This is a genomic window from Pseudomonas sp. MDT1-16 (assembly GCF_054898115.1).
On record NZ_CM142717.1, the window covers coordinates 1,890,480 to 1,911,375 of the forward strand.

At 59.5% G+C, this 20,896-nt stretch carries 19 protein-coding genes; 10 read left to right on the plus strand and 9 right to left on the minus strand.

Annotated features, from left to right (window positions below; translation table 11 throughout):
* Window positions 1-284: 284 nt before the first annotated feature.
* Window positions 285-1,712, minus strand: a complete 1,428-nt coding sequence (locus ACYZT3_RS08595) for an IS1182 family transposase (protein WP_282383490.1) — start codon at window positions 1,710-1,712, stop codon at window positions 285-287.
* A gap of 502 nt (window positions 1,713-2,214) precedes the next feature.
* Here ACYZT3_RS08595 and ACYZT3_RS08600 point away from each other — a divergent pair.
* Entirely contained in the window at window positions 2,215-4,308 is a 2,094-nt protein-coding gene (locus ACYZT3_RS08600) for an LTA synthase family protein (RefSeq protein ID WP_282380822.1), read from the plus strand.
* Window positions 4,309-4,370: 62 nt separating this feature from the next.
* On the opposite strand, the gene ACYZT3_RS08605 is transcribed toward ACYZT3_RS08600, so the two are convergent.
* Window positions 4,371-4,529: a DUF3309 family protein gene (locus ACYZT3_RS08605; protein ID WP_169858239.1), complete on the minus strand. Its 159-nt coding sequence runs from the start codon at window positions 4,527-4,529 to the stop codon at window positions 4,371-4,373.
* Between ACYZT3_RS08605 and ACYZT3_RS08610 the strand changes: the two genes are divergently transcribed.
* The 4 genes from ACYZT3_RS08610 (at window position 4,522) to csrA (ending at window position 6,360) form a co-directional block, all read left to right on the plus strand.
* The gene (locus ACYZT3_RS08610) at window positions 4,522-4,824 is read left to right on the plus strand and encodes a hypothetical protein (protein WP_462031871.1); all 303 of its coding nucleotides are present in this window, start codon (window positions 4,522-4,524) and stop codon (window positions 4,822-4,824) included. The genes ACYZT3_RS08605 and ACYZT3_RS08610 overlap by 8 nt on opposite strands.
* The gene (locus ACYZT3_RS08615) at window positions 4,809-5,624 is read left to right on the plus strand and encodes an SDR family oxidoreductase (protein ID WP_282380827.1); all 816 of its coding nucleotides are present in this window, start codon (window positions 4,809-4,811) and stop codon (window positions 5,622-5,624) included. Before ACYZT3_RS08610 ends, ACYZT3_RS08615 begins: the two co-directional genes overlap by 16 nt.
* 64 nt (window positions 5,625-5,688) lie before the next feature.
* Window positions 5,689-6,021, plus strand: a complete 333-nt coding sequence (locus tag ACYZT3_RS08620; protein ID WP_282380829.1) for a YnfA family protein — start codon at window positions 5,689-5,691, stop codon at window positions 6,019-6,021.
* Window positions 6,022-6,174: 153 nt separating this feature from the next.
* The gene (gene csrA, locus ACYZT3_RS08625; protein WP_282380831.1) at window positions 6,175-6,360 is read left to right on the plus strand and encodes a carbon storage regulator CsrA; all 186 of its coding nucleotides are present in this window, start codon (window positions 6,175-6,177) and stop codon (window positions 6,358-6,360) included.
* A 5-nt stretch (window positions 6,361-6,365) separates the two neighbouring features.
* Here csrA and ACYZT3_RS08630 read toward each other — a convergent pair whose 3' ends face one another.
* From ACYZT3_RS08630 to mnmC, 5 genes are all read right to left on the minus strand, one after another.
* Window positions 6,366-6,593 carry a YheU family protein gene (locus ACYZT3_RS08630; RefSeq protein WP_025212539.1) on the minus strand — a complete coding sequence of 76 codons (228 nt, stop codon included), beginning with the start codon at window positions 6,591-6,593 and terminating at the stop codon, window positions 6,366-6,368.
* 63 nt (window positions 6,594-6,656) lie between these two features.
* The gene (locus tag ACYZT3_RS08635) at window positions 6,657-7,847 is read right to left on the minus strand and encodes an osmoprotectant NAGGN system M42 family peptidase (RefSeq protein ID WP_282380836.1); all 1,191 of its coding nucleotides are present in this window, start codon (window positions 7,845-7,847) and stop codon (window positions 6,657-6,659) included.
* Window positions 7,848-7,998: 151 nt separating this feature from the next.
* The gene (gene ngg / locus ACYZT3_RS08640; RefSeq protein WP_462031872.1) at window positions 7,999-9,744 is read right to left on the minus strand and encodes an N-acetylglutaminylglutamine synthetase; all 1,746 of its coding nucleotides are present in this window, start codon (window positions 9,742-9,744) and stop codon (window positions 7,999-8,001) included.
* A 3-nt stretch (window positions 9,745-9,747) separates the two neighbouring features.
* Window positions 9,748-11,520 carry an N-acetylglutaminylglutamine amidotransferase gene (locus ACYZT3_RS08645; RefSeq protein ID WP_462031873.1) on the minus strand — a complete coding sequence of 591 codons (1,773 nt, stop codon included), beginning with the start codon at window positions 11,518-11,520 and terminating at the stop codon, window positions 9,748-9,750.
* Window positions 11,521-11,643: 123 nt separating this feature from the next.
* On the minus strand, window positions 11,644-13,626 hold the full coding sequence (gene mnmC, locus ACYZT3_RS08650) for a bifunctional tRNA (5-methylaminomethyl-2-thiouridine)(34)-methyltransferase MnmC2/FAD-dependent 5-carboxymethylaminomethyl-2-thiouridine(34) oxidoreductase MnmC1 (protein ID WP_462031874.1): 1,983 nt from the start codon (window positions 13,624-13,626) through the stop codon (window positions 11,644-11,646).
* A 319-nt stretch (window positions 13,627-13,945) separates the two neighbouring features.
* On the opposite strand from mnmC, the gene pap reads away from it, so the two are divergent.
* Together pap and ACYZT3_RS08660 are read left to right on the plus strand one after the other, a co-directional pair.
* Window positions 13,946-15,469 carry a polyphosphate:AMP phosphotransferase gene (pap, locus tag ACYZT3_RS08655; RefSeq protein ID WP_282380962.1) on the plus strand — a complete coding sequence of 508 codons (1,524 nt, stop codon included), beginning with the start codon at window positions 13,946-13,948 and terminating at the stop codon, window positions 15,467-15,469.
* A 101-nt stretch (window positions 15,470-15,570) separates the two neighbouring features.
* On the plus strand, window positions 15,571-16,755 hold the full coding sequence (locus ACYZT3_RS08660) for a thiolase family protein (RefSeq protein ID WP_462031875.1): 1,185 nt from the start codon (window positions 15,571-15,573) through the stop codon (window positions 16,753-16,755).
* Window positions 16,756-16,878: 123 nt separating this feature from the next.
* Here the strand turns inward: ACYZT3_RS08660 and ACYZT3_RS08665 are convergent, their stop codons facing one another.
* A complete protein-coding gene (locus tag ACYZT3_RS08665) occupies window positions 16,879-17,073 on the minus strand; it encodes a DUF6316 family protein (protein ID WP_462031876.1) in 195 nt (64 codons plus the stop codon).
* A 201-nt stretch (window positions 17,074-17,274) separates the two neighbouring features.
* Here ACYZT3_RS08665 and ACYZT3_RS08670 point away from each other — a divergent pair, with 201 nt between their 5' ends.
* On the plus strand, window positions 17,275-18,234 hold the full coding sequence (locus tag ACYZT3_RS08670; protein ID WP_282380969.1) for a DMT family transporter: 960 nt from the start codon (window positions 17,275-17,277) through the stop codon (window positions 18,232-18,234).
* 127 nt (window positions 18,235-18,361) lie between these two features.
* Here the strand turns inward: ACYZT3_RS08670 and ACYZT3_RS08675 are convergent, their stop codons facing one another.
* Window positions 18,362-19,756 carry a class II fumarate hydratase gene (locus ACYZT3_RS08675; protein WP_282380971.1) on the minus strand — a complete coding sequence of 465 codons (1,395 nt, stop codon included), beginning with the start codon at window positions 19,754-19,756 and terminating at the stop codon, window positions 18,362-18,364.
* Between the two features lie 190 nt (window positions 19,757-19,946).
* On the opposite strand from ACYZT3_RS08675, the gene ACYZT3_RS08680 reads away from it, so the two are divergent.
* Both ACYZT3_RS08680 and ACYZT3_RS08685 read left to right on the plus strand, forming a co-directional pair.
* Window positions 19,947-20,471, plus strand: coding sequence for a DUF2059 domain-containing protein (locus ACYZT3_RS08680; protein WP_109633752.1), 525 nt, complete (start codon window positions 19,947-19,949; stop codon window positions 20,469-20,471).
* A gap of 12 nt (window positions 20,472-20,483) precedes the next feature.
* Window positions 20,484-20,777, plus strand: a complete 294-nt coding sequence (locus tag ACYZT3_RS08685) for a BolA family protein (protein ID WP_095133039.1) — start codon at window positions 20,484-20,486, stop codon at window positions 20,775-20,777.
* Window positions 20,778-20,896: the final 119 nt, after the last annotated feature.

The window sequence follows — 20,896 nt, forward strand, 5'->3', positions numbered from 1 at the left end:
GCGGGTCACTTGGAAAAGCCCCAAGTAACCAAGGGCTCTTGCCCCTGACGTTCGGTGCCTCGCCTAGGCTCGGCATGCCCTCGCTCCGGTCCTGCTCCGTGGGCCCGCCGCCATCGGCCATCCATGGCCCAGAGTGTGTAAAAACAGGCTCAAGCATCGTCGGCGCGTAGCGCCGACGAGTGTTGGCTGACTCATTGAGCCTAAAGCGTTCTTCGTCGCTCCAGCCCCTTCTCAAGGCCGCTAACAACGCGTTACAGCCCGTCAATTGGGCAAAAAGGGCCTTTTCAGGCCGACAGCGCTTTCATTAGATTCTGCGCACCGAGGATTTTCATCACCCGCTTCAAGTTATAAGCGAGCACGTTCAAACTCATTTCGGCGCTCACCCCGGCTAATCGTCGCGTCAGGAAATGGGTTGCACCCATCCATTGTTTCAGCGTCCCGAAGGGATGCTCGACCGTTCGCTTGCGGATGCTCATCATCTGCGGCGCATTGTCCAGGCGAACCTGCATCTCCTCCAGCACCGCCTCATGCTCCCAGCGACGAACCTTTCGCTCTCTGGCCGGCGTGCATTGCGCTTTTATCGAGCAGGCCCGGCAGTTGGAACTCCAGTAACTGTCCAGCTTCTTGCCTTTATCAACGTAAGAGGAGCGCCAAATCAGCACTTCCTTGGCGGGGCAGATGTACACATTTTTGTCTGCGTCGTAGACGAAAACATCATTGTTGAAGCGTCCATTGAATTTGGCGCGCGAGCTCAGCGTCTTCGGCACATAAGCGGTAATTCCTGCCTCGTGACAGGCTAGGATTTCCCCGCTTTTGAAGTACCCTCGGTCAGCCACCACCGACAACGATTCGAGTTTCATCGCCTCACGGGCCTGCTGGGCCATCGAGCTGAGCTGATCACGGTCGTGACCCACATTGGTCACCTCGTGCGCGACGATCAGATGGTGCTTGGTATCGACCGCCGTCTGCACGTTGTAACCCACGATTCCATTACCGCTCGTCATCATGGAGCGGGCGTCCGGGTCGGTCAGCGAGATCTGTTTGTCCGGCGATGCTTCAAGCTGTATTTCAATCTCCTGAAGCGCCTTCATCTGCTCCTTCAGTTTGGCGATTTTCTCTTCCAAGCCGCCTTTAGGCCCAGAGGGCTTGGGCTCTTCCCGATCAGCCGCATCCAGCGCCGTTAGATAACGGGCAATGCTCGATTCGATTTCTTCCATCCGCCGCTTCAGTTTGGCGCTGGTGAAATTGCGGTCGCGGTGGTTCACCGCCTTGAATTTACTGCCGTCGATGGCGACGAAATTTTCCGAGAAAAGCCCCAACTGCTGGCACAGCACAACAAACTGACGGCAGACGCCTCGAATGGCCTTGCCGTTGTCTTTGCGGAAGTTGGCGATGGTCTTGAAATCCGGCATCAAGCGACCGGTAAGCCACATCAGCTCGACGTTACGCTGCGCCTCACGTTCAAGGCGCCGGCTCGACTGGATGCGGTTTAGATAGCCGTAGATGTAGATCTTCAGCATGACTGCGGGGTGGTAAGCGGGTCGGCCAGTTTCAGCAGGGATAGCGCTTTCAAAACCCAAGGTGATCAGGTCGAGCTCGTCGACGAAGACATCGACTACACGCACCGGATTGGTGTCGCTGACGTAATCGTCCAGGCTCTCGGGGAGCAAGGTACTTTGACCTCGGTGTTCGCCTTGGATGAAGCGTTTCATGGGCAACCCTTGCGATGAAATCCTGGGGAATCATAGCAAGGGTTTGCTTGGGTGTTTTGACACACTCTGGGCCATGGATGGCCGAGGGCGGCGGGCGGCGGGCCCACGGAGCAATGCCGGAGTGAGGGCATGCCGAGCCTAAGCGAGGCACCGAATGGCGGGGCAAAAGCGTTTGGTTACTTGGGGATTTTCCAAGTGACTCGCTGTAAAAGCGAAACCGCCAGTCGCCGTTACCGCAGAAACGGATATGCCCCCGAACTAACGGACATCAGGATCTGGGGACTTTATTTTGTTTCCGGATATCGCGTTGCACGAAATTTTCACAAAGTCTCCAAGACAATTCGCCCGCGCCAAACATACCGGGCAGTAATCAATGGCAATGCCGCGGTTGATCGTGCAACATTTGCGCGCCGCGCAAGCCCCGGGGCCGAGTACTGGCCAACAGAGGGCAGGGCGCAGCTGTATTTTTGAAACTTCAACTTCCAATGGGTCCTAAAACGACATGGCAAACCCGGACGCCCTGAGTCAGCAGCGAGCTTCTAGTCGCCTGCTGCAACCGACCGTCAAATCGCATCTGGCCTACACACTGCTGTGTGCCCTGGTCATGATGGTCATGTTCAGCCTGCTGCGCGTTGCGCTGCTGGCTTACAACAGCGAGATGATACTCGACACCCCCGCCTCGACCTTTCTCGAAGCGTTCGTCAACGGTCTGCGTTTCGACCTGCGTCTGGTGGTCTATCTCAGCATTCCGTTGCTGCTGGCGCTGTTCAGCGCCCGAGCGATGGCCGCACGCGGGTTCTTCCGTTTCTGGCTGACCATTGCCTCGAGCATCGCGCTGTTCCTCGGCCTGATGGAGATGGATTTCTACCGCGAGTTCCACCAGCGCCTCAACGGCCTGGTCTTCCAGTATGTGAAGGAAGACCCGAAAACCGTCATGAGCATGCTTTGGTACGGTTTTCCGGTGGTTCGCTACCTGCTGGCCTGGGCCGTGGGCACATTGATCCTGACCCTGGCGTTCAAGGGCGCCGACCGCGCCACCCGTCCTCGTGGTCCATTCAGCGGCGGCAGCATCGGCACGCGCCAGATCGCCCCGTGGTATTCACGCATCGCGGTGTTTGTCGTCTGCCTGCTGGTCTGCGTAGTGGCCGCTCGTGGCACGTTGCGTCAAGGCCCGCCAATGCGTTGGGGGGACGTCTACACCACCGACTCGAACTTCGCCAACCAGTTGGGCCTCAACGGCACATTGTCGTTGGTCGCAGCGGCCAAGAGCCGGATGTCCGAAGATCGCGACAACATCTGGAAGGCCACCCTGCCACAGCCTGAAGCGCAGAAAGTGGTGCGTGACATGCTGGTGATGGCGGACGACAAGCTGGTGGATACCGAAACCGCAGCAGTGCGTCGCGATTACACGCCACCGGCCGACAAGACCCTGCCGATCAAGAACGTCGTCGTGATCCTGATGGAAAGCATGGCCGGTCACTCGGTGGGTGCCTTGGGTGCACCGGGCAACATCACGCCGTACCTCGACAAACTGTCGAAGGAAGGCCTGATGTTCGACCGCTTCTTCTCCAACGGGACCCATACCCACCAGGGTATGTTCGCCACCATGGCGTGCTTCCCGAATCTGCCGGGTTTCGAATACCTGATGCAGACGCCGGAAGGCAGCCACAAGTTGTCCGGCCTGCCGCAATTGCTCAGTGCCCGTGACTATGACGACGTGTACGTCTATAACGGCGACTTCGCCTGGGATAACCAGTCGGGTTTCTTCAGCAACCAGGGCATGACCAACTTCATTGGTCGTAACGACTTTGTTAACCCGGTGTTCTCCGATCCGACCTGGGGCGTGTCCGACCAGGACATGTTCGACCGAGGTCTGGTCGAGCTCAAGTCGCGGGAAAACGGCAAGCCGTTCTATGCGCTGCTGCAAACCCTGTCCAACCACACGCCATATGCCTTGCCGACGCCACTGCCGGTCGAGCCTGTCACCGATCGCGGTAGCCTGAACGAGCATTTGACCGCTATGCGTTACGCAGACTGGGCGCTGGGCCAGTTTTTTGAAAAGGCCCGCAAGGAGCCGTATTTCAAGGAAACCCTGTTTGTGGTCGTCGGAGACCACGGTTTTGGCAACGAGCGTCAGATCACCGAAATGGACCTGGGCCGCTTCAACGTGCCGATGCTGATGATCGCACCGGGCATCCAGGAAAAGTTCGGCCAGCGTGACCACACCGTGGGCACGCAGATCGACATCGTGCCGACCATCATGGGTCGTATTGGTGGTGAAGTGCGTCATCAGTGCTGGGGGCGCGACCTGCTCAACCTGCCTGAAGGCGACACTGGTTTTGGCGTGATCAAGCCGTCGGGTAGCGAGCAGACCACCGCCATCATCACGGCCGATCAAATCCTGGTGCTGCCGAAAGAAAAGGAAATGGCGCCGAAGATGTATCAGTACGAACTGGGCGCGACGCCTCACGCCGAGATCGTTGCGGACGCGCCGCGTACCGCTGAGCTGAAACTCAAGCTCGAAGCGTTCCTGCAAACGGCAACCAAGAGCCTGATCGACAACACCGCCGGTGTGGTTGACGGCAAGCCGGACTAAGTTTTGACGCAACAAAAGAAGAGGCCCTTGAAAAGGGCCTCTTTTTTTTGCCGGTTAAACCTTTATATCTTGCCGAGCAACAGCAGGATCAACAGCACCACCAACACGACGCCGATGATACCCGACGGGCCATAACCCCAACTTCTGGAGTGCGGGAACACTGGCAAACCACCGACCAGCAACAGAATCAGAATTACGATAAGAATTGTGCCCATGTCTATTTCCTTGTTGGAAGTGTTCTGGATTACCTGGCGTTTAAGTGTCAGCCGGGATGCTATAAAACCAGGCTGCTTACAAAATCCGACTGTCGCTCATGAAAGAAAATTCCAAGTTTTTTTAATGTTTTTCGAAGAAAGGCTTATTTCGTTTTTTATTACTCTAGTTGGTTCAGACGCTTCCGCGGTTTGCTCGGGCCATTCAGCAATCTTATGGAGCGTGGGTCGGGTATTGTCCTTCGCTACACTCGATGCATCTTCCCCGGAACTACAAGGCTGTTTGCTATGCAAAATCGCATGATGATCACTGGCGCGGGCTCGGGCTTAGGTCGCGAAATCGCGCTGCGCTGGGCGCGTGAAGGCTGGCAGCTGGCCTTGTCGGATGTCAGCGAACCCGGTCTGCAAGAAACCCTGAAGCGGGTTCGCGAAGCCGGCGGCGACGGTTTTATCCAGCGTTGCGATGTGCGTGATTACAGCCAGCTGACTGCCTTCGCTCAATCCTGCGAAGAGAAACTCGGTGGCATCGACGTCATCGTCAACAACGCTGGCGTTGCCTCGGGCGGGTTCTTCAATGAACTGTCCCTTGAAGATTGGGACTGGCAGATCGCGATCAACCTGATGGGCGTGGTCAAGGGCTGCAAGGCCTTCCTTGCGCTGCTGGAAAAAAGCAAAGGCAAGATCATCAACATCGCGTCGATGGCCGCCCTGATGCAAGGCCCGGCCATGAGCAACTACAACGTGGCCAAGGCTGGCGTGGTGGCATTGTCCGAAAGCCTGCTGATCGAACTGGCGCAGCAGGAAATCGGCGTGCATGTGGTGTGCCCGTCGTTCTTCCAGACCAACCTGCTGGACTCCTTCCGTGGCCCGACGCCGGCCATGAAAGCCCAGGTCGGCAAGTTGCTGGAAAGCTCGCCGATCACCGCTGCCGACATTGCCGACTACATCTATCAGCACGTTGCCGCTGGCGAATTCATGATTCTTCCGCACGAACAGGGCCGTATGGCCTGGGCGCTCAAGCAGAAGAACCCGCAACTGCTCTACGACGAAATGACCGTCATGGCCGACAAAATGCGCGCCAAGGCCAAACAAACCGCAGGCTGAGCTTGCCCATGCACAACACCGTCGTTAGGGTGGCCACAATCGGCCATCCTCGCGAGACGTTTGCATGCTCAATTACCTGTGGTTTTTTCTTGCCGCGCTGTTTGAAATCGCCGGATGCTTTGCCTTCTGGATGTGGCTGCGCCAGGGCAAAAGCGCCTGGTGGGTCGTGCCGGCTCTGCTCAGCCTGACTTTGTTCGCGCTGCTGCTGACCCGCATCGAAGCGACCTATGCCGGTCGCGCCTACGCCGCTTACGGTGGCATCTACATCATCGCGTCGATTGGTTGGCTGGCGGTGGTCGAGCGGATTCGTCCGCTGGGCTCGGACTGGATCGGCGTGGCGTTGTGTGTGATCGGGGCGAGCGTCATCCTTTTCGGCCCGCGATTCTCCGCCTCCTGAAGGATCGGTCCTTCAATCAATGGATTTGTCAGACGTATCCTTAGGACGCGTTCGTCCTGCGCTGTAGGGCGGGACTGATTGTCTGTCAGCGTATTGAAGAGCCGCTGCACGCGGGGCATCTTCAGGGTCCGATAACCCTGAAGGATGAATGTCATGCTTGTACTCAGTCGCGTTGTGGGCGAATTGATTTCCATCGGTGACGACATTTCCGTGCGCATTGTTGCGGTCAACGGCAACACTGTGCGCTTCGGCGTCGAAGCGCCGCAGAACGTCAACGTTCACCGAGCGGAGGTCTACGACCGCATCCAGGCCAAACGGGCAAAAAACAAAGGGCGCTGAAGGCCTCAGTCGAACAGGTGCTTGGGCACATCATGCTTGAGCATCAACTGGCATTGCTCGCTGTCCGGATCGAAGACAATCAGCGCCTGGCCCTTGGTCAATGCCTGGCGAACCCGCAGAACACGAGTTTCCAGCGGCGTGTCATCACCGTTGTCCGTACCGTCACGGGTGACGAAATCCTCGATCAGGCGAGTGAGGGTATCGACTTCAAGTTGGTCGTGGGGAATCAGCATGGGCACCTCGGCTAAACAATGGCGCGATGCTACGGCGGTTGAACGTACAGGGCCAGCGTTCGCTTAGTTATCGTTGCGCTGCCCCACCAAGCTATCCACCGACGGCACCCGCGTATCGCTTTCCATCTGCGTGTCATGTTCGATCTGATGACTGAACCGGTCCAATGAGCCCTTGGCCGGTTGCGCATCGCTGGCAAACACCGGCGGACTGAGGATGTAGGCGCCGAGCAATCGACTGAGCGCAGCAAGGCTGTCGATGTGGGTGCGTTCGTAGCCGTGAGTGGCGTCGCAGCCAAAGGCGAGCAGGGCGGTGCGAATGTCGTGCCCGGCAGTGACCGCCGAATGGGCATCGCTGAAGTAGTAGCGGAACAGGTCGCGGCGCACCGGCAACTCGTTGTCACTGGCCAGGCGCAGCAGATGCCGTGACAGGTGATAGTCATAAGGTCCGCCGGAGTCCTGCATCGCCACGCTCACGGCATGTTCGCTGGAATGCTGGCCCGGTGCGACCGGGGCAATGTCGATGCCGACGAATTCGCTGACGTCCCAGGGTAATGCCGCCGCGGCGCCGCTGCCGGTTTCCTCGGTAATGGTGAACAACGGATGGCAGTCGATCATCAGCTCTTCGCCGCTGTCGACGATCGCTTTCAATGCCGCCAACAAGGCTGCAACACCGGCCTTGTCGTCGAGATGTCGAGCGCTGATGTGGCCGCTTTCGGTGAACTCCGGCAAAGGGTCGAAGGCGACAAAGTCACCGACGCTGATCCCCAGAGAGTCGCAATCGGCACGGGTGGCGCAATAAGCATCCAGGCGCAGTTCGATGTGATCCCAACTGATCGGCATTTCATCCACGGCGGTATTGAACGCATGCCCGGAAGCCATCAGCGGCAGCACGCTGCCACGGATCACGCCGTTGTCGGTAAACAGGCTGACCCGGCTGCCCTCGGCAAAACGGCTGGACCAGCAACCGACGGGGGCCAGGGTCACACGACCGTTGTCCTTGATTGAGCGAACCGCCGCGCCGATGGTGTCCAAGTGAGCGGAGACCGCACGGTCGGGACTGTTTTTCTTGCCCTTGAGGGTGGCGCGGATGGTGCCGCGGCGGGTCATCTCAAAGGGAATGCCCAGCTCTTCAAGCCGCTCCGCGACGTAACGCACTATCGTGTCGGTGAAACCGGTCGGGCTGGGAATGGCGAGCATTTCCAGCAGGATTTTTTGCAGGTAGTTCAGATCTGGTTCCGGAATTTTGCTGGTCATGGAAACTCCTGATGAGTTGACGACTGATCGTTGATCGTTCCCACGCTCTGCGTGGGAATGCAGCCAGGGACGCTCTGCGTCCCAAAAGCGGACGCGGAGCGTCCAGTGAGGCATTCCCACGCAGAGCGTGGGAACGATCGTGAGGGGAGCGTTAGCCAGCCGGCTGACTATGCGGAAACAACAAATCCACAAATCGCTCGGCCGTCTGCTGCGGTTCATGGTTGGCCAGTCCGGCGCGCTCATTGGCTTCGATAAATACATAGTCCGGTTGATCGGCGGCGGGCACCATCAGGTCGAGCCCGACCATCGGAATATCCAGCGCACGCGCCGCGCGCACTGCCGCGTCCGCCAGGGTCGGATGCAGGATCGCCGTGACATCCTCGAGAATGCCGCCGGTATGAAGATTCGCTGTACGTCGTACGAACAAATGCTCACCGGCCGGCAGAAGACTGCTGTAGTCATAACCCGCCGCGTGCAAGGTGCGCTCGGTCTCAGGGTCCAGGGGGATTTTGCTTTCACCGCTGGTCGCCGCCTGACGACGCCGGCTCTGGGCTTCGATCAGCTCACCGATGGAATGCTGACCATCGCCCACCACTTCTGCCGGTCGGCGAATGGCCGCGGCGACCACCTCAAAACCGATCACCAGAATCCGCAAGTCTAGGCCTTCGTGGAAGCTCTCCAGCAGCACGCGACTGTCGAACTGGCGGGCGGATTCGACGGCTTGCAGGACCTCTTCGATGGTGCGCAGGTCCACCGCGACGCCTTGGCCCTGTTCGCCATCCAGTGGTTTGACCACCACGCGTTCGTGCTCGTCGAGAAAGGCCAGATTGTCATCGGCGTTGCCGGCCAGTTGCTGCGATGGCAGGTTCAGCCCGGCATTTTTCAAGACCTTGTGGGTCAGGCTCTTGTCCTGACACAACGTCATGCTGATGGCACTGGTCAGATCGCTTAGTGACTCACGGCAACGAACACGCCGACTGCCATGCACCAAGGTGAACAGACCGGCCTCGGCGTCATCGACCTGTACTTCGATGCCGCGCCGATGAGCTTCATCTACGATGATCCGCGCATACGGGTTGAATTCGGCTTCGGGACCGGGGCCCAGAAACAGCGACTGATTGATCCCGTTCTTGCGCTTGATGGCGAAGGTCGACAGGTTGCGAAACCCCAACTTGGCGTAAAGACTTTTCGCCTGGTGGTTGTCATGCAGCACTGACAAGTCCAGGTAACTCAGCCCACGGCTCATGAAGTGCTCGATCAAATGCCGCACCAGTACTTCGCCGACACCCGGTCGCGAACAGTGCGGATCAACTGCCAGGCACCATAAGCTACTGCCGTTTTCCGGATCGTTGAACGCCTTGTGATGATTGAGGCCCATAACACTGCCGATGATCGCGCCGCTGTCCTCATCTTCGGCCAGCCAATAGACGGGGCCACCCTGATGGCGCGGGGTCAGCAAACTCGCGTCGATCGCCAGCATGCCGCGCAATTGATACAGCTGATTGATCGCTTGCCAGTCCGTGTCGCTCTGGGCCCTGCGGATGCGAAAGCCGCGAAACACCCGAGTGGACTGACGGTAATCGCTGAACCACAGGCGCAAGGTGTCGGACGGGTCGAGAAACAACTGGGCCGGCTCCAACCCCAGCACTTGCTGGGGCGCAGCCACGTACAAGGCGATGTCGCGTTCGCCGGCCTGCTCGTTGAGCAGCTCTTGGGCCAGGCTCGCCGCATCGGGGAAGGTGTGGCCGATCAGCAACCGGCCCCAGCCGCAATGCACGGCTATCGGTGCGGCGCCGAGTTCGCTGCCGTCTTCGGCCAGACGCGCCTGCAAACGTTCGTACGAGGGCGCCTGACCGCGCAACAAACGTTGGCTGTAGGCCGTGGCGTGGGGTTTCATCGATCAGATTCCTTGTTCACTGAGCCACAGGTTCAATGCCGCCAATTGCCACAGCTTGGAGCCGCGCAATGGGGTCAACTGGCCTTGCGGATCGGTCAGCAGGCGGTCGAGCATCTCTGGCTGGAACAGGCCGCGATCCTGGCTCGGATCAAGCAGCAGTTCGCGCACCCAGTTCAGCGTATCGCCTTGCAGATGCTTCAGGCCAGGGACCGGGAAGTAGCCTTTTTTGCGATCGATCACTTCACTCGGAATGACCCGTCGCGCGGCTTCTTTCAAGACTTGCTTGCCGCCATCCGGCAGTTTGAATTTGCCCGGCACGCGCGCCGACAATTCCACCAGGCGGTAGTCGAGAAACGGCGTGCGCGCTTCCAGGCCCCAGGCCATGGTCATGTTGTCGACGCGTTTGACCGGGTCGTCCACCAGCATGACCGTGCTGTCCAGACGCAGGGCCTTGTCCACCGCCGCATCGGCGCCGGGCTGTGCGAAATGTTCTTTGACGAAGTCACCGGCCGCGTCATTCGCTGTCAGCCATTTCGGCTGCACAGTGGCGGCGTAGTCGTCGTAGCTGCGGTCGAAAAACGCATCGCGATAGGCCGCGTACGGATCGGCGGCACCGTCGACGTGTGGATACCAGTGATAACCGGCGAACAACTCGTCGGCACCCTGGCCGCTTTGCACCACCTTGCAATGCTTGGCCACTTCACGGGACAGCAGATAGAAAGCAATGCAGTCATGACTGACCATCGGTTCGCTCATGGCGCGGAAAGCCGCAGGCAGTTGCTCGATGATCTCTTTTTCGTCAATGCGCAGTTGGTGATGCTGCGTGCCGTAGTGCTTGGCGATCAGGTCTGAATACTGGAACTCGTCGCCGCGCTCGCCGCCGGCATCCTGGAAACCGATGGAGAAGGTCGACAGGTTTTCAACACCGACTTCACGCAACAGACCGACCAGCAGGCTCGAATCGACCCCGCCCGAAAGCAGCACACCGACATCGACCGCCGCACGTTGACGGATCGCCACCGCGTCACGGGTGCTGTCGAGTACACGGTCGCGCCAGTCTTCGAGTGTCAGATTCATCTCGTCGGCGTGTGGTCCGTAGGGCAGGGTCCACCAGGTTTTCTGCTCGGTGGTGCCATCCGCTTCGATGCGCATCCAGGTGGCCGGCGGCAGTTTTTCGATGCCGGCCAGCAAGGTGCGCGGCGCCGGGACCACGGCGTGGAAATTCAGGTAATGATTAAGTGCCACCGGATCGAGGATCGGGTTGATGTCGCCGCCCTTGAGCAACGCCGGCAGCGCCGAGGCAAAGCGCAGGCGCTGGCTGGTGCGAGACAGGTACAGCGGCTTCACGCCGAGACGGTCGCGGGCAATGAACAGGCGTTGGGCGTCGCGCTCCCAGATGGCGAAGGCGAACATGCCGTTGAGCTTGGGCAGCAAGGCTTCGCCCCAGGCGTGATAGCCCTTGAGCAACACTTCGGTGTCGCCGCCGGAATAGAAGGCATAACCCAGGCTTTCAAGCTCGGTGCGCAGTTCCGGGAAGTTGTAGATCGCGCCGTTGAAGGCCAGGGACAAGCCCAATGGGTTGTCGATCATCGGCTGCGCGGAGCCGTCCGACAGGTCCATGATTTTCAGGCGACGATGGCCAAGGGCAATCGGCCCTTGGCAATGAAAGCCCCACGCGTCAGGGCCGCGAGGCGCCAGGTGATGAGTGATTCGTTCAACGGCCGCGAGGTCCGCAGGTTGATGATCAAAGCGTAACTCGCCAGCTAATCCACACATAAAGTCCTTACCGGTTTTTCCGTTGGGGAGGGTCAATCGATACGCGCCAAAAACAGCGGGTACTCAGAAACTGACCCGGCTCAATCTCCGGAGTTTTAGACCGATAAGTTATAAAGCGAGCCGTCAGATTTTTCCGCGGATCAATTGGCGCACGGCAAAACGGTTGGGATGACAGGCCTCGGCGACCGCTCTGGGCAGGGGCAGAGGTTCGTTCTCGATCCACGCTGCGAGCAATTCACCCGACAGTGGCGCGGTGATCAGGCCGCGAGAACCGTGGCCGCTGTTGACGTAAAAACCCTCAAGCCAGGGGCAGGGAGTGTCTGGTACTTGCCGGGCATCCTTGCTCAGTACGGCGTAGGCGTCGGCGAACGCTGCTTGCTCGGCCAACGGGCCGACGATCGGCAGATAGTCCGGGCTGGTGCAGCGGAACGCGGCGCGCCCTTCAAGCTGCTGCGGGTCCAGTTCCTGAGCATGCAGTCGAGTGGTCAGGTCCGGGGAGATTTCCTCGAGCAAGGCCAGGTTGCCGAGGTGTTCGGCGAGGGTCGGGGTCAGGTCATCGCTCTTGAAATTGAAGCTGGCGCCGAGCGTGTGTTCGCCCAGTCGAGCCGGCGCGACATAGCCTTCGGCGCAGACGACGGTGGCCAGGCTCTGGCTTTCAGGTGTTTGTGCCAGTCGGGTGATCTGGCCACGAATGCGTTTGAGGGGCAGTTCGGCGCTCTGCGCAAAACGCTTGATCTCGGCGGCGCCGGCCAGGATCACCACGGGGGCACTGGCCAGCAAATCATCCCCGTCCCAAGCCTGCCACTGATCATCAACCTTGCGCAGTTCCAGTACATCGCGATGGGGCAGCCACTGGATGTTCGCCGAGGACGCTTGCCAGTGGCACAACGCGGGCGGATGAACCCAGCCGCCTTCCGGGAAGAATAATCCGCCGTGCTCAAGGGCGATGCCGGCCTGGGCCTCGGCTTGCGGTTGATCGAGCAAGTGCACCAGGTCTGGCGCAAAGGCTGAAGCCAATTGCGCCTGACGCTCGGCTTCCTTGGCGTTGAAGGCCAGTTGCAAGACCCCGCAATCGTCCCAGTCGACGCCCCGATGCAGATGTTCAAGCAAGCGCCGGGTGTGACCGAAACCACTGACAATCAGTTGCGACAACGCCGTCCCATGGGCCGAAAGCTTGAGGTACAACACGCCCTGAGGATTGCCCGAAGCCTCCTGCGCCAGTGCGTGGTGGCGTTCCAGCAGACTGACTTGCCAACCCCGCGCCGCGAGGCTGGCGGCCGTGGCGCAACCGGCCAGGCCGGCACCGATCACCAGTGCCCGACGTTCGCCGGTCCGTGGCGTCGGGCGCGCAAACCATGGTTTGGCCGCGGCGGGCGTCGGGACTTCTTCAGGCCAGCCGAGAAACACGCCGCGCAGGATTTCCCATTTGTGGCCAATGCCGGGCGTGCGCTTCATCTTGAAGCCCGCCGCATTCAGCAGGCGGCGCACCCAGCCGGTGCTGGTAAACGTACTGATGGTCGAACCGGGCGCCGCCAGCCGCGCCAGTTCGGTGAACAGTTCCGCGGTCCACATGTCAGGGTTTTTCGCCGGGGCGAAACCGTCGAGAAACCAGGCATCGATTTGCGCGTCCAGTTGCGGCAATTGTTCCAGCGCATCGCCGATCAGTAGAGTCAGGGTCACGCGGCCGTTGTCCAGCACCAGGCGTTGGAAGCCTTGGTGGATCCCCACGTACTGCGCGAGTAACTGATCGGTAAACGGCTTGAGCTCCGGCCAGAGCGCAAGCGCCCGTTGCAGATCCGGTGCACTCAACGGGTACTTTTCGACACTGACAAAATGCAGCCGCGCTCCGGCCACCGCATGCTGCTCGAACAACTGCCAGGCGCACAGAAAATTCAACCCGGTACCGAAACCGGTCTCGCCAATCACCAGTCGACCGCCGGCCGGCAACGCAGCGAAGCGCTCACGCAAAGCGTTCTGTTCGAGGAAGACGTAGCGGGTTTCGTCCAGCCCGGACAGGTCGGAAAAGTACACATCATCGAACACCCGCGAGCGCGGGAGCCCTTGGTCGTCCCAGTCGAGCTGGGCGTGGGGCAATACAGGTTTCATGGCAGGCTCGGCAACGGCAAGGCGGCCATTCTAGCCGATCGCCGGGGCGGTGCTTGATCCATGGCAACGCGTGCGTTCGCAGATTCGCTGAAAATCTGTAGCTGCTGGCGCAGCCTGCGTTCGATCGCGCAGCGATCGTAAATCCTGAATTCACGTTTTACCTGAAAAAATACATCGGCTGATTTTGCGACCGCTGCGCGATCGAACGCAGCCTTCGGCAGCTGCTACAAGGAGCCAGTCGTTGCTGCGAGCAAGGGATTTCTCCCACGCAGGTGAGGTCAATCCGATAGTCTTGCTCAATCCTGGAAGGAGCCGTCCCATGTTCGAATCTGCCGAAATCGGTCACGCCATCGACAAAGAAACCTACGACGCCGAAGTGCCGGCCTTGCGTGAAGCCTTGCTCGAAGCGCAGTTCGAACTTCACCAGCAACGCCGTTTTCCGGTGATCGTTTTGATTAATGGCATCGAAGGCGCCGGCAAGGGCGAGACGGTCAAGTTGCTGAACGAATGGATGGACCCACGCCTGATCGAGGTCCGCACCTTCGATCAACAGACCGACGAAGAGCTGGCGCGGCCACCGGCCTGGCGCTACTGGCGGATGCTCCCGGCCAAGGGCCGCATGGGGATTTTCTTCGGTAACTGGTACAGCCAGATGCTGCAAGGTCGGGTTCATGGCTTGTTCAGCGATCCCAGACTCGATCAAAGCATCAACGCAGCCGAGCGGCTGGAGAAGATGCTGTGCGACGAAGGCGCGCTGATATTCAAGTTCTGGTTCCATCTTTCCAAGAAACAAATGAAGGCACGCCTCAAGGCGCTGGCCGATGACCCGCTGCACAGCTGGCGCATCAGTCCGCTGGACTGGCAACAATCCGAAACGTACGACACATTCGTGAAATATGGCGAACGCATACTGCGCCGCACCAGCCGTGACTATGCGCCGTGGCATGTCATCGCCGGGATGGACCCGCGTTATCGGAGCCTGGTCGTGGGCAAAATTTTGCTCGAGGGTCTGCAAAGCGCTCTGAAACGGCCGAAAATTCACCCGGAAAAAGTCAGCGCCGCGCCAGTGTCCCCCAGCGTCGATCAGGTAAACCTGCTCGACAGCCTCGACTTGACCCTGCGCCTGGACAAGGACGATTACGAAGAACAGTTGATCACCGAGCAGGCGCGGTTTTCCGGGCTGATGCGCGACAAACGCATGCGTCGGCACGCCTTGATCGCGGTGTTTGAAGGCAACGATGCGGCGGGCAAAGGCGGGGCGATTCGCCGGGTTGCCGCGGCGCTGGACCCGCGTCAGTACAGCATCGTGCCGATCGCCGCGCCCACCGAAGAGGAACGGGCGCACCCGTATCTCTGGCGCTTCTGGCGACATTTACCGGCGCGCGGCAAATTCACTGTGTTCGACCGCTCCTGGTATGGCCGGGTGCTGGTGGAGCGCATCGAAGGCTTTTGCAGCTCGGCCGACTGGTTGCGCGCCTACAGTGAGATCAACGATTTCGAAGAGCAGATCGCCGATGCCGGGGTAATCGTGGTCAAGTTCTGGCTGGCTATCGATAAACAGACGCAACTGGAACGATTCGAAGAGCGCGAACAGATCCCCTTCAAACGCTTCAAGATCACCGAAGATGACTGGCGCAATCGTGATAAATGGGACGACTACCGCGCGGCGGTCGGCGACATGGTCGATCGCACCAGCACCGAGATATCGCCCTGGACGCTGGTGGAAGCCAATGACAAGCGCTGGGCGCGGGTCAAAGTCCTGCGCACCATTAATCTGGCGCTGGAGGAGGCTTTCGAAAAATCCGGCAAGCACGACAGGAAGGTGAAAAAGCCCAAGAAGTGAGCGATGGTTGCGCATACGCGGGGTGAATGATTGTCGCGGTCGATAACACGGTGGACTTATGCTCGGTCCACTCCCAACCGACAACAATAATGAGGTATGCCATGCGTGAAGTAGTGATCGTCGACAGCGTGCGGACCGGCCTGGCCAAATCCTTTCGCGGCAAGTTCAACCAGACCCGTCCGGACGACATGGCGGCTCACTGCATCAATGCGCTGCTCGAGCGCACGGGCATTGATCCGGCCAGCGTCGAGGATTGCATCGTCGGTGCCGGCTCCAACGAAGGTGGCCAGGGCTTCAACATCGGTCGCAACGTTGCGGTGCTGTCGCGCTTGGGGACTGGCACTGCCGGCATGACGCTCAACCGTTTTTGCTCGTCGGGCTTGCAGGCGATTGCCATCGCCGCCAACCAGATCGCTTCGGGTTGCAGCGACATCATCGTCGCCGGTGGCGTCGAGTCCATCAGCCTGACCATGAAAAGTATCAACACCGACAACCTGATCAATCCGCTGCTTAAAGAGCAGGTGCCAGGCATCTATTTCCCGATGGGGCAGACGGCCGAAATCGTTGCCCGTCGTTACAACGTCAGTCGCGAAGAACAGGACCTGTACGCGCTACAAAGTCAGCAACGTACCGCTCAGGCACAGGTCGCTGGATTGTTTGACGATGAAATCGTGCCGATGGCGGTGAAGTATCGCGTTGAAGACAAGGCCTCCGGTCGGGTGCAGATCCTTGACGGCATCGTCGATCGCGACGACTGCAATCGCCCGCACACCACCCTGGAAAGCTTGGCGGGATTGAAACCGGTGTTTGCCGAAGACGGTACGGTGACGGCGGGCAACTCTTCTCAGCTGTCCGATGGCGCGTCGATGACGCTGGTCATGAGCCTGGAAAAAGCACTGGAACTGGGGTTGAAGCCGAAGGCGTTCTTCCGTGGTTTCACCGTGGCCGGGTGCGAGCCGGATGAAATGGGCATCGGCCCGGTGTTCTCGGTGCCGAAGTTGCTCAAGGCCAAGGGTTTGCAGGTTGCCGACATTGATCTGTGGGAACTCAACGAAGCCTTCGCGTCCCAGTGCCTTTACAGCCGCAATCGGCTGGAGATCGATAACGACAAGTACAACGTCAACGGCGGTTCGATTTCCATAGGCCACCCGTTCGGCATGACCGGTTCGCGTCAGGTCGGGCACCTTGTGCGTGAATTGCAACGGCGTAATCTGCGTTACGGCATCGTCACCATGTGTGTGGGTGGCGGGATGGGGGCGACCGGGTTGTTTGAAGCGGTGCGTTAAGACTGCAAGATTTGTGTTGCCTGGTTAGCCACTGTCGCGAGCAAGCTCGCTCCCACACTCGATCTTTGTCACACACGAGATCCCTGTGGGAGCGAGCCTGCTCGCGAATGGAGGCGCCGCGGTCTATAGGCTCATACGCAAAAGCAGCATCCGCTCGATATAAGCCTGTACCTCCCGCGCCAATTTCTCCGGGTTTTCAAACGGCCCCTCCAGGGTGTTTTCCCGGGTGCTGAAATACAACTCCCCATTCACACGACACACCCGGTCACAGCGAAAGTGCGTGGTGGGGGCATTGTCCTGGGCGCGCTTGCCGTACATGGCGATCTCCTGCTGCTGGCGAATTCAATGAGCTTAAACATGAACCACTTGCAACGCCTGGCCAGCCGATCGACGGCATAGCGCCAATTTAATGGTGCGACCCGCACAGTTTCATTCGCGGCCCACACCCAACTGTCCCTGTGTGCCGAACGGCTCTAAGCCTAGAATGACCTTTCTCGCCACTTGGCTTCGGGGTTCGCCATGCACATTTCATCGGGTCGCTGGGTTTATGGTCTGTTCCTGGCCTTGCTGACTGCGCTGCTGTGGGGAATTCTGCCGATCAAACTCAAGCAAGTGCTGCTGGTGATGGACCCGGTGACGGTGACCTGGTTTCGCTTGATCGTGTCCGGCGGGTGCCTGTTCATTTACCTGGCGGCGACCAGGCGCCTGCCGAGCCGCAAAGTGCTCGGCCCGCGCGGAGGCTGGTTGGTGTTGATGGCGGTGCTCGGCCTGGTGGGCAATTACGTGCTGTACCTGATGGGCCTGAACCTGCTCAGCCCCGGCACCGCGCAACTGGTGGTGCAGATGGGGCCGATCATGTTGTTGATCGCCAGTCTGTTTGTATTCAAGGAACGGTTCAGCGTGGGGCAGGGGATTGGCCTGCTGGTGTTGCTGATCGGTTTCGCATTGTTTTTCAATCAGCGGTTGGCCGAGTTGCTTACTTCGTTGACCGATTACACCGCCGGTGTGCTGTTGGTGCTGTTGGCGTCCACGGTCTGGACGTTCTACGCCTTGGGGCAGAAGCAATTGCTGACGGTATGGAATTCGTTGCAGGTGATGATGGTGATCTACCTGTTCTGCGCGTTGTTGCTGACGCCGTGGGTGCATCCGCTGGAAGCGCTGCAACTGAGTCCGCTGCAAGGCTGGCTGCTGCTGGCGTGCTGCATGAACACCCTGATCGCCTATGGCGCATTTGCCGAGGCTCTGGCCCATTGGGAGGCATCGCGGGTCAGTGCGACGCTGGCGATTACGCCGTTGGTGACGTTCGCTGCGGTGGCTGTGGCGGCGGGGTTATGGCCGGACTATGTGCATGCTGAGACAATCAATGGTCTGGGTTATGGCGGGGCGGTGCTGGTGGTGCTTGGGTCGGCGTTGGTGGCGTTAGGGCCGTCGTTGATTGCGGGGCTCAGAGCCCGAAAGGTGCGGATGGCCGCCAGTTAGACCGCGTCATCGTTCTTCGCGGGCAAGCCTCGCTCCTACAGGGGGGCGATCCCGATAGTGCGATCGACACAAAACCCTGTAGGAGCGAGGCTTGTCCGCGAAGACTGACTGTCAAGCGCCGAAAATCTTAACCCTTGGCACCCGCCTCCAACATATTCTCCGGCCGCACCCAGGCATCAAACTCTTCATCTGTCAGATACCCAAGTTGCAACGCCGCCTCACGCAAGGTCAGCCCTTCTGTGTAAGCCTTTTTGGCGATCTCCGCCGATTTGTCATAACCAATGTGCGGATTCAGCGCCGTCACCAGCATCAACCCACGCTCCAGGTGTTCAGCCATTTTCTCTGCATCCGGTTCCAGACCCGCAATGCAATGCTGGTGGAAGTTGCTGCAACCATCGCCCAGCAGGCGGATCGATTGCAGCAGGTTATAGATGATCACCGGTTTGAACACGTTCAATTGCAAATGGCCCTGACTCGCTGCAAAACCGATGGCGACGTCGTTGCCCAGTACCTGACAAGCGAGCATCGATAGCGCTTCGCACTGAGTCGGATTGACCTTGCCCGGCATGATCGAGCTGCCCGGTTCGTTGGCTGGCAGTTTCACTTCGGCAAAGCCTGCTCGCGGTCCGGAGCCCAGCAGGCGCAGGTCGTTGGCGATTTTCATCAGGGTCACGGCAAGGGTTTTCAGCGCGCCGGACAGTGTTGTCAGCGGTTCATGGCCAGCCAGGGCGGCGAATTTGTTCGGTGCAGTGACGAACGGTAGGCCGGAAAGGGCGGCCAGCTCGGCAGCGATGGCTTCGCCAAAACCATGGGGCGAATTGAGTCCGGTGCCGACCGCGGTGCCGCCCTGGGCCAGTTCACACACGGCCGGCAGCGCGCTGCGGATTGCCCGCTCGGCGTAATCCAGTTGCGCGATGAACGCCGAGAGTTCCTGACCGAAGGTAATCGGCGTCGCGTCCATCATGTGGGTGCGACCGGTCTTGACCAGTTTCATGTGTCGCGCGGACAGCTCGGCCAATCCGCCCGACAGTTCGCTGATCGCCGGCAGCAAATGCTGTTGCACCGCCTGGGCGGCGGCGATGTGCATGGCGGTCGGGAAGCAGTCGTTGGAGCTCTGAGAGCGATTGACGTGATCGTTAGGGTGAACCGGTGATTTGCCGCCGCGAGGGTTACCGGCCAGTTCGTTGGCACGTCCGGCGATCACTTCGTTGACGTTCATATTGCTCTGAGTGCCGCTGCCGGTCTGCCAGACCACCAGCGGGAACTGGTCGTCGTGGCTGCCATCGAGGACTTCGTCGGCGGCCTGTTCAATCAGCCGGGCGATGTCGGCGGGCAGGTCACCGTTGCGGTCATTGACCCGCGCCGCGGCTTTCTTGATCTGCGCCAGGGCATGCAGCACCGCCAGCGGCATACGTTCGTTGCCGATGGCGAAGTTAATCAGCGAGCGTTGCGTCTGAGCGCCCCAGTAGGCTTCATCCGGGACTTCCACCTGGCCAAGGCTGTCGGTTTCGATACGGCTCATCGTGCACACTCCTGTAGGTCTGATCGCAGTTTAGGCCGTCATCGCCGGCCGTGGTTCCATCAGTCTGGAATTTGACCGTTCAACCCCTCTAATTCAGGCCCTGTAAGGCTTGGGGTTGAGCGACACACTTTTTTAGGCGCAGAATGGACGCCCTTGGGGTTTTACCTCGCCTGCTAGAAAAGGAAACTCGATGACTCGTCTTCGTGCCATCTGTACCGCGGTTGCACTGGTTTGCGCCAGCGGCCCTGTTTTTGCCGATACCGCCAGCCACAACGCCAGTGCCGAAGCTTTCCTGACCCTGGCGCACGCTGACAAATTGGGCACCCCGGTGTACATGCAAGTACAGCAAATGTTCGCTCAGCGCTTTGAACAGACCAAAGCCCCTGAATCGAAAAAAGCCTTGCTGGAAACTTACCAGGCCAAAGCCAACGCTGCGCTGGACCAAGCCATTGGCTGGAACAAGCTGAAGCCGGACATGGTCAAGCTCTACACCACCAACTTCAGCGAATCCGAGCTGAAAGACCTGGTCGCGTTCTACAAATCGCCACTGGGCAAGAAAGTCCTGGAAAAAATGCCGCAGCTGACTCAGCAATCGGCCCAGATGACTCAAGCCAAGCTGGAAAGCGCAGTGCCTGTGGTCAACAAACTGCTGGCTGACATGACGGCCGAGCTGGAGCCTAAAGGCGCCGCCGCTCCAGCCAAGAAAAAGCCTTAAGCGGAGTTCGGTATGACCATGCAACAACGCATCGAATCGACGCTGGGCCTGTTGCAGCCGCAGCATCTGCAAGTGCTGGATGAAAGCCACATGCACAGCCGTGGGTTGCAGACTCACTTCAAGGCCGTGGTGGTCAGCCAGCAGTTCGAAGGGCTCAACCGGGTCAAGCGTCACCAAAAAGTCTACGGCACGCTCGGCGAGCTGATGGGCGAATTCCATGCGTTGGCGCTGCATACCTACACACCAGAGGAATGGGCACAGATCGACGCGGCTCCGGCCTCGCCAACCTGTGCTGGCGGCAGGTAGGAGCGAGCGGTGCGGCGATCCGACTTGCCCGCGAAGGCGTATTCAAGATCGCCTTCGCCGGCAAGCCGTGCTCCTACAGAGAAACATTTATTTTTGCTAGAATCCGCAACGCGCCGCTC